Annotated in this window: 10 protein-coding genes; 3 read left to right on the top strand and 7 right to left on the bottom strand. The window is 63.9% G+C overall.

What is annotated here, in order from left to right; genetic code table 11:
• The first annotated feature begins 7 nt into the window (after positions 1-7).
• Positions 8-1234: an MFS transporter gene (locus tag R3E82_23145; GenBank protein ID MEZ5553792.1), complete on the top strand. Its 1227-nt coding sequence runs from the start codon at positions 8-10 to the stop codon at positions 1232-1234.
• 28 nt (positions 1235-1262) lie between these two features.
• Here the strand turns inward: R3E82_23145 and R3E82_23140 are convergent, their stop codons facing one another.
• From R3E82_23140 to aceE, 4 genes are all read right to left on the bottom strand, one after another.
• Positions 1263-2147 (bottom strand): hypothetical protein, encoded by an 885-nt coding sequence (locus tag R3E82_23140; protein MEZ5553791.1) that lies wholly within the window; start codon positions 2145-2147, stop codon positions 1263-1265.
• Positions 2144-2812: an OmpA family protein gene (locus R3E82_23135; protein MEZ5553790.1), complete on the bottom strand. Its 669-nt coding sequence runs from the start codon at positions 2810-2812 to the stop codon at positions 2144-2146. The genes R3E82_23140 and R3E82_23135 overlap by 4 nt, the downstream gene beginning before the upstream one ends.
• 82 nt (positions 2813-2894) lie before the next feature.
• The gene (locus R3E82_23130; GenBank protein ID MEZ5553789.1) at positions 2895-3728 is read right to left on the bottom strand and encodes a hypothetical protein; all 834 of its coding nucleotides are present in this window, start codon (positions 3726-3728) and stop codon (positions 2895-2897) included.
• On the bottom strand, positions 3725-6391 hold the full coding sequence (aceE, locus tag R3E82_23125; GenBank protein ID MEZ5553788.1) for a pyruvate dehydrogenase (acetyl-transferring), homodimeric type: 2667 nt from the start codon (positions 6389-6391) through the stop codon (positions 3725-3727). Before aceE ends, R3E82_23130 begins: the two co-directional genes overlap by 4 nt.
• A 141-nt stretch (positions 6392-6532) precedes the next feature.
• On the opposite strand from aceE, the gene R3E82_23120 reads away from it, so the two are divergent.
• On the top strand, positions 6533-8866 hold the full coding sequence (locus tag R3E82_23120) for a PQQ-dependent dehydrogenase, methanol/ethanol family (GenBank protein ID MEZ5553787.1): 2334 nt from the start codon (positions 6533-6535) through the stop codon (positions 8864-8866).
• Between the two features lie 375 nt (positions 8867-9241).
• Here R3E82_23120 and R3E82_23115 read toward each other — a convergent pair whose 3' ends face one another.
• The 3 genes from R3E82_23115 to R3E82_23105 all read right to left on the bottom strand — a co-directional run bounded on the left by R3E82_23115 (position 9242) and on the right by R3E82_23105 (position 11889).
• Positions 9242-10285 carry an endonuclease/exonuclease/phosphatase family protein gene (locus R3E82_23115; GenBank protein ID MEZ5553786.1) on the bottom strand — a complete coding sequence of 348 codons (1044 nt, stop codon included), beginning with the start codon at positions 10283-10285 and terminating at the stop codon, positions 9242-9244.
• 10 nt (positions 10286-10295) lie between these two features.
• On the bottom strand, positions 10296-10979 hold the full coding sequence (locus R3E82_23110; protein MEZ5553785.1) for a thiol:disulfide interchange protein DsbA/DsbL: 684 nt from the start codon (positions 10977-10979) through the stop codon (positions 10296-10298).
• A gap of 262 nt (positions 10980-11241) precedes the next feature.
• Positions 11242-11889, bottom strand: a complete 648-nt coding sequence (locus R3E82_23105; protein ID MEZ5553784.1) for a c-type cytochrome — start codon at positions 11887-11889, stop codon at positions 11242-11244.
• 273 nt (positions 11890-12162) lie between these two features.
• Here R3E82_23105 and yihA point away from each other — a divergent pair, with 273 nt between their 5' ends.
• Positions 12163-12819 (top strand): ribosome biogenesis GTP-binding protein YihA/YsxC, encoded by a 657-nt coding sequence (gene yihA / locus R3E82_23100; protein ID MEZ5553783.1) that lies wholly within the window; start codon positions 12163-12165, stop codon positions 12817-12819.
• Positions 12820-12962: the final 143 nt, after the last annotated feature.

The following is a 12962-nucleotide window of genomic DNA, read 5'->3' as shown; positions in this document are numbered from 1 at the left end:
GAGTGCAGTGAACCTCATTACCGGGCGCTATCCGGCGCTCGCGTTTCCCCTTTTTCGCCGCTACTGGCTGGCTTCCTTCGCCTCAGTGGGCGCGACCCAGCTGGTGACCCTGGGTCAGGGCTGGCTGATTTTCGAACTCTCCGGCTCTGCCCTGCAGCTGGGGGTGCTGGGCGCCGCCGCCGCCCTGCCGAACATTCTGATGACGCTGCTCGGCGGTGTCATCGCCGATCGCTTCGACCGGCGCCGCATCCTCATGACCACCTCGCTGATCACCACCGTACTGCTGACGATCCTGGCCTGGCTCGACTACTCGGGTCAGGTCGAGGTCTGGCATGTGCTGGCGATCGCCGCCGGGGTGTCGCTGATCAGCGGTCTCGACTGGCCGGCCCGGGCTTCGATCTTCCCCATGCTGCTCGAGCGCAGTGCCTTCATGAGCGCGGTCGCCCTCAACGCGTTCATCTGGCAGTCCACGCGCATGGCCATGCCCGCGCTGGGTGGCATCGTGATCGCGGCTGCCCGGGACACCTGGCCGATCTTTGCGGCCAGCGCTGTGGGCTTTTTCGTGATGTTCTGTGTGATGGGCAGCATCCGCATCCAGGTCGCACCCGTCGCGACCGTCTCGCCCCTGGAACAGCTGCGCGAAGGTGTGCGCTTCATCTGGCAGGAGGAACTGTTTCGCACCCTGCTCGGCCTCACCTTTGTCGGCATGTTCTTCGCATTGAGCTACGTGCAGATCATGCCCGTGTTTGCCGACCTGCTGGGATCCGATGAGCGCGGCTACGGCCTGCTGCTGTCGGCGGGCGGTCTCGGTTCCGTGGTCGGCACACTGCTCATCGGCGGTGTCGAACAGACGCGCAACTTCGGGCGGGTGATGCTCGGCAGCGCGGCTCTTTCGGTGCTGGCACTGTTCGCCTTCGCAGCGGCGACCGGCTGGCAGAGTTTTGTCACCGCGCTGATCTGCGCATTTCTCGCCGCCGGTTTCGGCAGTGTGTTTCAGATCAGCTCCATGACGGTCATGCAGCTGCGGGTTCCGGACAGCCTGCGCGGCCGGGTCATGGGCATCCACACCATGGGCTATTCCTTCGTACCCCTGGGCGGACTGTTTCTCGGTTCCCTGGTGCAGAGCATCGGTGCGGCCCAGGCGCTCGTACTCGGCGGTGCCATCTATCTGGCAGTGATTGCGCTGGTGTGGACTGCGCGCCCGCTGATCCGGGAGCTGGAGGGGGAGGCGTAAGGGGAGGGGGAGACAATCCCCTGAGCGATCAGCCGCTGGCCGCGCGGGCACCCCGCTCACGCTCGAGTTCGAGCTGCTGATGCAGCACCTGCAGCGACTTGTTCTGCAGTTCGCGTTCCCGTTCGAGTTCGGTGACCTTGCGCTTCTCGGTTTCGAGATTCCGGCTCAGGCGCTCGAAATCCTCGGCCTTCTGCCGCAGCCGCGCCTCCAGGTCGGAGGTATTCACTGAGGCTGCCTGTGCTGTGTTGGCAGCTCTGTCAACACCGGCCGAGTGCCTCACCGACACCTTCGCAAGTTCCGCTTTGAGGTTCACCACCTCGGCTTCGGCCGCTGCAGCTTCCGCGACCGCGTCTGCGGCCGTGGTTCTTGCCTCATGCAGTGCCTGCTCGAGGGTGGAGATACGTTCGCGCAGGCGCTGTACCGTTTCCCGGGACTCGCCCTGCTCCGCCGGATCGGCAGGGGAGGGAAGCGTTTCGGACGGATCCGACACGGCAGCGTAGTCGAGATTGTCTGCCGGCAGGATGTCACCCGCGGTCAGATCGTCCACCGCTCTCGGTGGCAAGGGCGGCTGTGCGAGTTCCGCGTCGTTGTCCGGAAGTCTGACCGTGGCCAGTTTCTTCAGCTGCAGATCCCGCTCCCGCAGCGTGTCTTCCTTGGCCTTGATTTCCTCCATGAGCTCGGCGATCACCCGCTCCTTGGTGGCCATCTCATCCCGGGTGCGTTTGCCCTGATCTTCCCGGGCGCGCAGCTGGGCTTCGAACTGGGGTACCCGCGCCCGGGCTTCGCTCAACGCACGGTTCAGCGCTTCCTCCCGCTTCATGGCGCTTAAGTTTCTCAGCAGCCAGCCCGCGCCGCCACCGGCCGCCATGGCCAGCAGCAGGTAGAGAAAAATTTTCATGATCAGGTAGATCACGCGGTGTCTCCGATCACCCGGAACTCGATGCGGCGGTTGGTTTTGCGGCCGGATTCGGATTCGTTGTCGGCGATGGGCTGGCTTTCGCCGTAGCCTCTGGCTTCGAGCTGCTCAGGGTGCACACCGCGCTGCACCAGATGCTTGCGCACCGCGTCTGCGCGGCGCTGGCTGAGTTTCAGATTCACGTCGGCATCGCCCACCGAATCCGTGTGTCCGGCGATCTCCAGTCTGGTATCACAGTTGCGCGCGATGCTGGCCAGCATACCCAGGAGCGGGAAGCTGGATTCGGCGACATCCGCGCTGCCGTTCTTGAAGGTCACTTCTTCCCGGGCCAGATAGGTATCCAGTTCCTGCTGACAGGTTCCGGCTTCTCCGATGATGGCGATGGCGTTGTCCACTTCGATTACCCCGGTCACTGCCGCAGCGATTTCACCCGCCCGCTTCTTGGCCTGGTAGTCGGGGGCTGCACCGGTGAGACGTATGGCCTGACCCCGGGGTTCGACACTGGCCCAGAAGAGATTTTCCCGGCTCACCTGCTCGCTGACCGCGGTACCGAGTTCGGTTTCGATGTCGGAAGCTTCGGCGAAGATACACACAAACAGCAGGCACAGCAGAAACGCGCCCGCACCGGTCAGTATCTCGAACTGGTTGAATTTCAAATCCATGTAACTGGCGCATTAACAGTCAATCGGCCAATGCCTGATTGTCGTAACTTATCGCCTCCCATATCGTTAACCCGTTCTCATGTCAGCCAGAGGATCCGTGCAGACGGGCGAGGTAGCGCCGGGTTTTCCACCAGTAGCGCAGGTTTGCCTCGAAGCGCCGCGGCAGCGCGGGTGCCTCTTCCTTGTACGACTGAGTATAGGGGGCAACGCCGTCCAGCGCCGCCTGCCATGACCGGTCGCTTTCGTATCCGTAGCGGATGAGAGCGTCGGCGAGGTCCGGGTGTTGTGCCAGTGCCCCCTGGATGCGCGGCAGATGCTCGCGCCAGCCGTCGATGCGGGTGGTGTCGAAGGGGCGCGCGCCGAGCATGGACACGCTGGCATTCTCCGGCACTTCCGCGCCTTCCGGATACTGCGCGAAGGCGCGCCGCGGCTGCAGAAACGCAAAGCGCGCTTCGATCCGCGCCTGCACGGCCGCAGGCTCCCGCAGCAGATCCTCATAACGCACCATCAGAAACCGCGGGTGGTCGATGAGGGTATCGATGGCCGCCGCATAGTCCCGCCAGCGCCGGAAGCTCGAGAAATACACACCGGGTCTGTCCGGGTGGATGCTGCTGATCACCGAGCGCGGATCTCTCTGCAGGGCGATGACATGCAGTCGCTCATCGGCGAGAAACACTTTGCGCAGGCGCGTGGTATCCGGCGGCTTCTTGCTCAGATACAGGGGTGCGTCCTGCGGAGCCGGATTGAAGACGCTTTCTTCATGCGCCCTGCGTCCGCTGAACGGGTAGGCATACCAGAGCAGCTCCATCATCAGGGTGGTGCCACTGCGATGGCAGCCCACCACATGCACCCGGCGGCAGGTCTGCGCTGCGTCGCTGCCTGGGACTGATCTTCCGGCCTGTGCGTGCGCACTCATCCCAGAAAGGGGTCTCCTTTGTTGAGATCCAGTCCCTGGGCGCGGGCAAAATCCTGCGCCAGGCCCTGCGGCTCCCGGTTGTGCCGGGCGAGGGTTGACAGGGCGGCGAACGCGATCCACTGGGCAGACACTTCGAAGTAGTCGCGCAGCACGTGCCGGTCCTCGGACAGACCGAAGCCGTCCGTGCCGAGAACCGTGTAAGGGCCCGGCACCCAGCGTGCGATCGACAGCGGCAGCGCCTTCATGTAGTCCGACGCGGCGACAAACACGCCGTCTTCACCGGCCAGCAGACGCGCCACTTTCGGGCTGCGCTCATCGCCCCCCATGCTCAGCAGCTGTGCGCGTTCGCAGGCCAGGCCATCCCGGGTCAGCTCGTTGTAGCTGGTCACACTCCATACGTTGACCCGCTTGTCGAGTGTGCGCAGCAGTTTTGCCGCAGCCAGCACCTCCTGCATGATGGCGCCGCTGCCGAAGAGATTCACGGTGGCGCCACTCTCCCGCTCGAAACAGTACATGCCGGCCAGCAGGTCCTCTTCCACCCCTTCCGGAGCCGGCGGCATCGAATTGTTCTGGTTGGTGACGGTGACGTAATAGAAGACATCTTCGAGGTCGGTATACATGCGCCGGATACCGTCGCGCACGATGTAGGCGATCTCGAAGGCGAACGCGGGATCGTAGCTTTTCAGATTCGGGATGGTGCTCGCCACCAGATGGGAGTGACCGTCCTGATGCTGCACACCTTCCCCATTGAGGGTGGTGCGGCCGGAAGTGCCGCCGAGCAGGAAGCCCTTGCACATCATGTCGCCGCAGGCCCAGATCATGTCGCCGACCCGCTGGAAACCGAACATCGAGTAGAAGATGTAGAACGGAATCATCGGCAGACCGTGATTGGCATAGGCCGTACCCGCCGCGAGAAACGACGCCATCGCGCCGGTTTCGCAGATGCCTTCCTGGAGGATCTGTCCGTCTTCCGCCTCCCGGTAGGGGGCGATGCTGCCTGCATCGACCGGTCGGTACTGCTGTCCGGCGGGCGAGTAGATGCCCGCCTGGGGAAACAGTCCGTCCATGCCGAAGGTGCGCGCCTCATCCGGCACTATGGGCACGATGTAGCGACCGAGGGTTTTGTCCCGCAGCAGTTTCGAGAGCAGGCGCACCACCACCATGGTGGTCGAGACTTCCCGCTCGCTGCCCTTGAGCATGTCGGCAAACAGTTCTATCGGCGGCGGTTCGATGTGCAGACAGGCCACCTCACGGCGGGGCAGAAAACCACCCAGAGCTTCCCGTCGGCTGAGCAGATAGCGCAGTTCTTTCGAGTTCTCATCGGGTCGGTAGAAGTCTGCCCGGGCAATCGCTGCTTCCTCGAGGGGGATGTCGAAGCGCCGGGCAAGATCGCGCCGCTCCTCGGGACTGAGCTGTTTTTTCTGATGCACCGTGTTGCTGCCTTCGGTGCCGGGTCCGAGGCCGTCGCCCTTCACCGTCTTCAGCAGCACCACACAGGGTTTGCCGCTGACCCGGGCGGCCTGTTCGAAAGCGGCATAGATTTTCTGGTGGTCCTGACCGCCGCGCTTGATCGAACGCACTTCCTCATCGGTCAGCGTTTTCATCAGCTCGCGCAGTTCCGGGGCGGTTTCCACCCAGTGTTCGCGCACGAAGTCGCCGGAGGAGACGGTGTACATCTGATAGTCGCCGTCCACCGCCTGCTCCATGCGCGCCTGCAGCACCCCGTGTTCGTCCCGCGCCAGAATCGGATCCCAGCCGCCACCCCAGATCACCTTGATCACATGCCAGTCCGCACCTCGGAATGAGCGCTCGAGCTCCTGAATGATCTTGCCGTTGCCGCGCACGGGCCCATCGAGACGCTGCAGGTTGCAGTTGACCACCAGCACCAGGTTGTCGAGCGCTTCTCTGCTGGCGATGTTGATGGTGCCGAGCACCTCCGGTTCGTCCGCCTCGCCGTCGCCGATGAAAGTCCAGATCTTGCCCCCGTTCTTCGGCTTCAGACCCCGGCTCTCCAGATACTTGGCGAAACGCGCCTGATAGATGGCACTCGGTGTCGACAGCCCCATGCTGGCCGTGGGCATCTGCCACAACCAGGGCAGCCGTCGCGGATGCGGGTAGGAGGGCAGGCCGCCGCCGGCGCCGAGTTCGCGCCGGAAATTCAGCAGCTGCTGCTCACTGAGTCGACCTTCGAGAAAGGCCCGGGCGTACACACCGGGGGCGGTGTGGGCCTGGAAATGTACCTGATCGCCGCCGTAGTCGGTGGTGCGGGCACGGAAGACATGATTGAAGCCGACTTCCATCATGGTCGCCGCGGACAGATAGGTGGCGATGTGACCGCCCACACCGGAGCCGCTGTCGTAGGCTTTCAGCACCATCGCCACCGCATTCCAGCGGATGATGTTGCCGATGCAGGTTTCCAGTTCCACGTTGCCCGGATAGGCCGGCTGATCGCGCAGATCGATGGTGTTCTTGTAGGGGGTGTTGAGTGCCGCATCGGTCAGGGTGAGCCCCTTGTGGCTCAGGTGTGACTGCAGTTTACGCAGCAGCTCCCGGGCGCCGTCCGGGCCGCGACCGGCCAGCACGTCATCGAGCGCCTCGATCCATTCCTGGGTTTCGAGCTGCCATTCAGTATCGGGCGCGGTCTCCTGTCGGGATTCAGCCAAGCGGATTCTCTAATCTCTCAGGTCAGGCACGATCATAGTCCAGGCTTGCCGGGTCTATAAGCCCTGGTCCACCCCGGCGTCGTGGCGCGTGACCGGGGAGTTTTCCGGTAAACTCCCCGCTCACATCCTGGGGGGAATTTCATGTTGATCAATCATTTTCATCCGGCCGTTCTACAGGCCACCATATCCTCACACGCCGCCATCTGGCGGACCGCCACCTGGCGCACCGCCGCCGCGGTAACGCTCGGTCTGCTCACCGCCTGCGGGCAGGACACGGCCGAACCGCCAGCCACCGGCACCGTCGCCCCTGCTGCCACCACCAGCGATACCCCGGCAGCCGGCGTTGACTCAGCACGCGCCACCGCCATCAGAGCCGCCACCGCCAGTCTCGATGGCCGGCGCATCGCCGCCGCCGCGGAGCCGGGCAACTGGCTATCCCACGGCCGCACTTACGACGAACAGCGTTTCAGCCCGCTGGATCAGATCAATACCGAAACCGTTGCCGACCTCGGCCTCGCCTGGTCCTGGGACACCGGCACCATCCGCGGTCTCGAAGCCACGCCGATCGTGGTGGACGGCATCATGTTTTCCACCGGTTCCTGGTCGGTGGTATGGGCCCACGATGCCAAAACCGGCGAGCTGCTCTGGTCTTACGATCCCCAGGTGCCCCGGGAGTGGGGCAAGTTCGCCTGCTGTGATGTGGTCAACCGGGGTGCCGCCGTGTGGAAGGGCCGCGTCTACTCCGGCACCCTCGACGGCCGTCTGATCGCCCTGGATGCCGCCACTGGCAGACTCGACTGGGAAGTACAGACCACGGATCCGGAGCGTGCCTACACCATCACCGGCGCACCGCGCATCGTCAAAGACAAGGTCATCATCGGTAATGGCGGCGCCGAGTACGGCGTGCGCGGTTATGTTACGGCCTACGACACCGCAACCGGCGCCCAGGCCTGGCGCTTTTACACCGTGCCCGGCAACCCGGCGGAAGGTTTCGAATCCCGTGCCATGGAAGTGGCCGCGGCCACCTGGCGCGGCGGCAAGTGGTGGGAGGTCGGCGGAGGCGGCACGGTGTGGGACTCCATGGCTTACGATCCCGAGCTGAATCTCTTCTACATCGGCGTCGGCAATGGCGCACCCTGGAACCGCTACATCCGCTCCCCGGGCGGCGGCGACAACCTCTATGTGTCCTCGATTGTTGCGTTGAACCCGGACAACGGTCAGCTGGTCTGGCATTACCAGACCACACCGGGCGACACCTGGGACTACACCGCCACCCAGCACATGATCCTCGCCGACATCGAGATCGAAGGAAAACTGCGCAAGGTCATCATGCAGGCGCCGAAGAACGGCTTCTTCTATGTGCTCGACCGCACCACCGGCGAATTCCTCTCCGCCGAAGCCTATGTGCCCGTAACCTGGGCGACCCACATCGATCAGGAGACCGGACGTCCGGTGGAAAACCCGGACGCCCATTACGCCAACGACGCCCGCAAGATCCGCCCCGCCCCCTACGGCGGCCATAACTGGCATCCGATGACCTACAGCCCGGACACTGGCCTTGTCTACATCCCGGCGCTGGATCTTTCCTTCAGCTATGCCCAGGACAACGCCTTCCAGTACAACCCGGAAACCTGGAATACCGGCGTCGACTTCGCCCAGACCATTCCTTCTGCAGATCCGGATGAACTGATCACCGCACTGCAGGAGGTCAAAGGCCACCTCGCGGCCTGGGATCCGGTGACCCAGACCGAGAAATGGCGTGTACCCCATGACACCAGCTGGAACGGCGGTCTGCTCAGCACCGCGGGCAATCTGCTGTTCCAGGGTCTCTCCGACGGCAATTTCACCGCCTACCGGGCAGACAATGGCGAGAAGGTCTGGGCGTTTCCCGCCGAGGTCGGCATCATCGCCGCGCCGATCAGCTACAGCGTCGATGGCGAACAGTACATCGCCGTGGTGGCAGGCTGGGGTGGCGCTTTCGCACTGGCCTCCGGTGCACCGCGGCACCGGGACAACCGACTTGCCGAAGGCCGCATTCTGGCCTTCAAACTGGGGGCGAAGGGGGCACTGCCGAAGCAGAACGTGGCCTTCATCGACATCCCTGAGCCACCGCCCATGACCACCACCCCGGAGCAGGTTGCCCACGGGCAGGCGCTTTATCACAACTACTGCGCGGTCTGTCATGGGCCTGGAGTGACGGCGAGCGGCGGCGGTGTTGCCGATCTGCGTTATTCCACCGCCGCAGTGCATGAGTCCTGGGACGCCATCGTGCGCGGCGGCGCTTTCGCCGGCAAGGGCATGGCGAGCTTCGCCAGTGTCCTCAACGAGGCAGACGCCCAGGCCATCCGTGCGTTCGTGGTGGAAACCGTGAAAGGCACCATCGCCCTGTGTCAGAGCGAGTACCGGAAGAACTATCCCGAGCTGCTGGATACCGCCTGCACGCGACCGCAGGTAACAGCCGCGGCCGGCGACTGACCCGCGACCGAACCGATTTTCCACTGCCGGCCAGTGGCGTTCGGCATGGAAGTTCGGGAAGAGGTTGATCAGAGCGTGGGCGAGGACCTGGTACCCCGGGCCTCGCTCGGCAGCTCCGCTGACCTGGCCTCCTGGCCTGTCTCGGATCCATCGTGAAGCTGGGGGGAGATAGGGGGTGTGTCGGACCGTGGAGCGAGGCCGAGTGAGGTGGATTGACTCGCGGCTTTGCGCGAGGCAACTCCGCCAATCGAGGGAAGCCCGGAGGGCCCGAGCGTAGGTCCGACGCAACCCCCTCACCACCCCAGCCTCGCTATCCGCTCCGAAAACAGACCAGGGACAGCGTGGGATCGGTTGTTACCGATCCCGGAGTGAGTCTTACATCAGCACCGGTGCATCGGCCAGCGCCAGGCTGACAGAAATGGGCCGGTGGTCGGACAGGCGGCAATCCAGCACTTTGTATTCGCTGATGCGCAGGCTCGGTGAGACCAGCACATGATCCAGTGCCAGTGCAGGTCGCCAGGACGGGTAGGTGGGATGCACGCCTTCGGCCGGTCGCAGTCCAGTCTCCGCTAAGGGGGAATCAAACAGCAGATCGGTTAGGTGACTGTTCATGTCGCCCATGATCACCACGTTCGGCTCACCATCGATGAGCGACTTCACGTACTCGAGCTGCAGGGCCCGGGAGCGTTCACCCAGGGAAAGGTGCAGCAGCACCACCGTCACCGAGGTCCCGCCAAAGGGCAGCCGTACCAGAATCGCACCACGGCCCGGAATGGCGCCGGGCAGGCGGTGATCTTCCATTGCTGCCGGTGAGATTCTCGACAGCAGGCCGTTGCCGTGCTGGGCGAAGGGTCCGAGATCGCGATTGAGCTGGGTATACCAGTAAGGGAACTGGGCAAGCTCCGCCAGGTACTCCACCTGATTGATGAAGCCGCTGCGGATACTGCCACCATCCACTTCCTGCAGTGCCACGAAGTCATGATCGGCCACCACACTGGCGATACGACGCAGATTGCGATTGCGACCGTCGTGGGGCAGCACGTGCTTCCAGCCCTTGGTCACATACTGACGGTATTTGGTGGTCTTGATGCCGACCTGAATGTTGTAGGTCAGGAAGCGCAGCTCCTCCGCCGGACAAGCGCCCGCGGCGGAGGATAAAGAGCCCGCGGCGGAGGGTAGAGAGTCCGCGACGGAGGATAAAGAGCCCGCGGCCGACAAAGCACCCGCACCGTCCAGAAGTGCATCGGCACCCCGGCGGTTGCCGGACGGAAACTCATGATGCGGCAGCACGTTGATGCGGGGCTGGCGTTCGAGACGCTCCTCACCCCAGCGGGCCCAGGTCAGCATGGGCGACTGTTCCAGTGAACGGGCGATCAGTCTAGCCGCGCTGGAAAAATCAGACTGTGGACTGCCTGGCATTTTGCTCTGCTTACTCGACGTCCAGACTGCCTGGCGCGGCGGGTACAGGCACCGGCGTGCCAGCGCCGAGCCGGGTTGCACGCTGCTGTTCGACCAGGAAGTCGACAATCAGGAGCATGTTGGTGTTATTGCCGGCCATGGTGCCGTCGACCCGGAAACGTCCATCGACAATCAGTGTCGGTACACCGGTGATGCCGTAAGCGCGGCCGTGGGCGTCGGCCTGCTGTACCCGACTGCGCACGCCGAAGGAATTGAATACCTGGGTGAACTCCGCTGGCGGCACACCGGCGGCCTGATTGAAAAGCTCCGCGAGCAGGGACGGATCCCGAAGATCCACGCCTTCATCATGTATGGCGGTGAACATGGGTGTGTGCACCCTGTCGGTCACACCCAGCAGCTCCGCGGTATAGAAGGCCTGGGCAAAGAGCGCCCAGGTCTGATTGAAGATCGCGGGGACGCGACGGAACAGCACATCGTCTGCCTGTGCGAGGCGCCATTCTTCGAGGGTCGGATCAAACGTCTTGCAGTGTATACAGGCGTAAGAGAACACCTCGACGACCTCCACTTTGCTGGCATCCACCGTATCGACGGGCACTGCCAGACGCGCGTAGTGCTGGCCTTCCTGAAATTCCGCGGCAGACAGACTGGAAACCGGCAACACCAGCAGTGCGCACACAGCCAGTATTCGAGTCATGGCCGGGACAGCGGATCGGGGTGTCCCAACCGGCCGTGGGTGGATACGAGTTGTCTTCATTCCTGAAAATTTCCTTCTCTTACCACGCCCTCTTTGTCCGGACTCGATGCACGGGCGGGCGGATTCTGATCACCAGTGTAGTCGCTGAGTCTTAACCTTCCATGAACGGTCATGGACAACAGCTGCCGGGGGCGCGCCGGTCAGCGCACCCGCGGTGTTGGACCACAAGGCACCCACTTGGTGCGCCCCGGCCCGGCGTAACTCAGTACAGACCCTGAATATAGTCGGCAAGAACGGCGATCTCGCCGTCTGTGAGACCTTCGGCCACGCCCCGCATCATGCCGCCAAAGGCTTCATCGCTGACCCGCTTACCTTCCCGGTACGCGGTGAGCTGGGCGACGGTGTACACACTCGGCTGTCCGCTGATCCGGGGGAAGCCGGCTGGTGCGTTGCCACTGCCGGTGGGTGAGTGACAGGCGGAACAGGCAGCCACACCTTTACGTGCGATCCCCCCGCGGAAAATTCCGGCAGCCCGGTCGATCTGGGCGTCGTCGCCCTGGGCCTGGCCAATCTTCCCGGGCAGTGAGGCGTAGTAGGCGGCGAGATCGTCGAGATCCTGCGCGCTCTTGCCTGTGAGCTGTCCGGCCATCAGCGGAATATTGCGGCGGCCATCCTGAATCATGCGCAGCTGAGCACCCAGATAGCGTGCGTTCTGTCCTGCAAGATTGGGATAACTCGGGTCGATGCCGGTGGCGCCGTCCTGTCCGTGGCAGGCACCACAGACAACTGCCTGGGCCTTGCCCGCTTCCGGATCACCGGCGGCCAGCACACTGAAGCTGAAGCTGCCCGCGACGATCAGCAGCGCGGCTCTGACGATGGCCGAGATGGATGACTGAAAAAAGTGACTCATTCTGGGGAGGTGCGGGCCCATAGACCCCGCCGGTCGTGACGCCATGGTTGTTTTGTCCTGTACACTTCTCGATTCAACCGGTCCCGCTGCGACCCGCTCCGAGCGCCACCGAAGCCCTCCTTTGACGGATGTCTTCGACGGCCGAGCAGCTGCAGGACCCGTCCGGCGCGGCTTGCCGGGCCGCGGATTATATAACAACTGCTCAAGTGTCGCGCCCCGGAAATTTCCGCAGCGAATTTCCCGGACGCCACGCACAGATACAGGTACCAGCGCATGACGGGCGGCCCAGTCTCAGATCTTCCCCGGCTCGACGTCGAATTTGTCAGCAGTGCGCCTGACCTCGCGGGCTGCCCGCCGGAGGCCGGACGCGAAGTGGCAGTCGCCGGTCGCTCGAATGCGGGTAAATCCAGTGTCCTGAATCGACTCACCGGGTCACGCCATACCGCCCGGGTCAGCAAGACCCCGGGGCGCACCCAGCTGCTGAACTTTTTCGATGTGAAATCCGGCGGGCGGCTCGTCGATCTGCCGGGATACGGCTATGCGAAGGCCCAGCGCGCGGCCCAGAGTGTGTGGCAGGCGGCGGTGAACGAGTATCTCTCCCATCGCGACGCCCTCATCGGCCTGGTGCTGGTGATGGACATCCGCCATCCGCTGCAGGACTTCGATCGGGAGCTGTTGAGCTGGGCGGCCGCCTCGGAGCTGCCGGTGCGGGTGCTGCTGAACAAGGCCGACAAACTCGGCCGCGGCGCCCAGTCGAAAACCCTGGCCCAGGTCCGCCGCGCCCTGCAGGATCTGCCGCTGGTGAGTGTGCAGTGTTTCTCCGCCACCGCCGGCCAGGGTGTCCCCGAACTGCTGAACACCCTCCTCGACTGGCTCACCGAACCCGCCGAGACCACCCCCTACCCCGGGGGCGACGCGCTCAACGACTGACCCCAGCATCCACCAGCAGGATCTCGCCGCCTGACTCGATCGCCTGCGACCAACCCTCCAACCTGGCCCCTCGGATCCAACCCCAATACCCGATAACCCCAAAATCTGGCCATGGATGGCCAAGCGCGGTTCAGGCGCCCCCA

The organism is Pseudomonadales bacterium (assembly GCA_041395945.1).
Classification (GTDB): Bacteria; Pseudomonadota; Gammaproteobacteria; order Pseudomonadales; family Azotimanducaceae; genus SZUA-309.
This window is presented reverse-complemented; position numbering and strand designations above follow the sequence as displayed.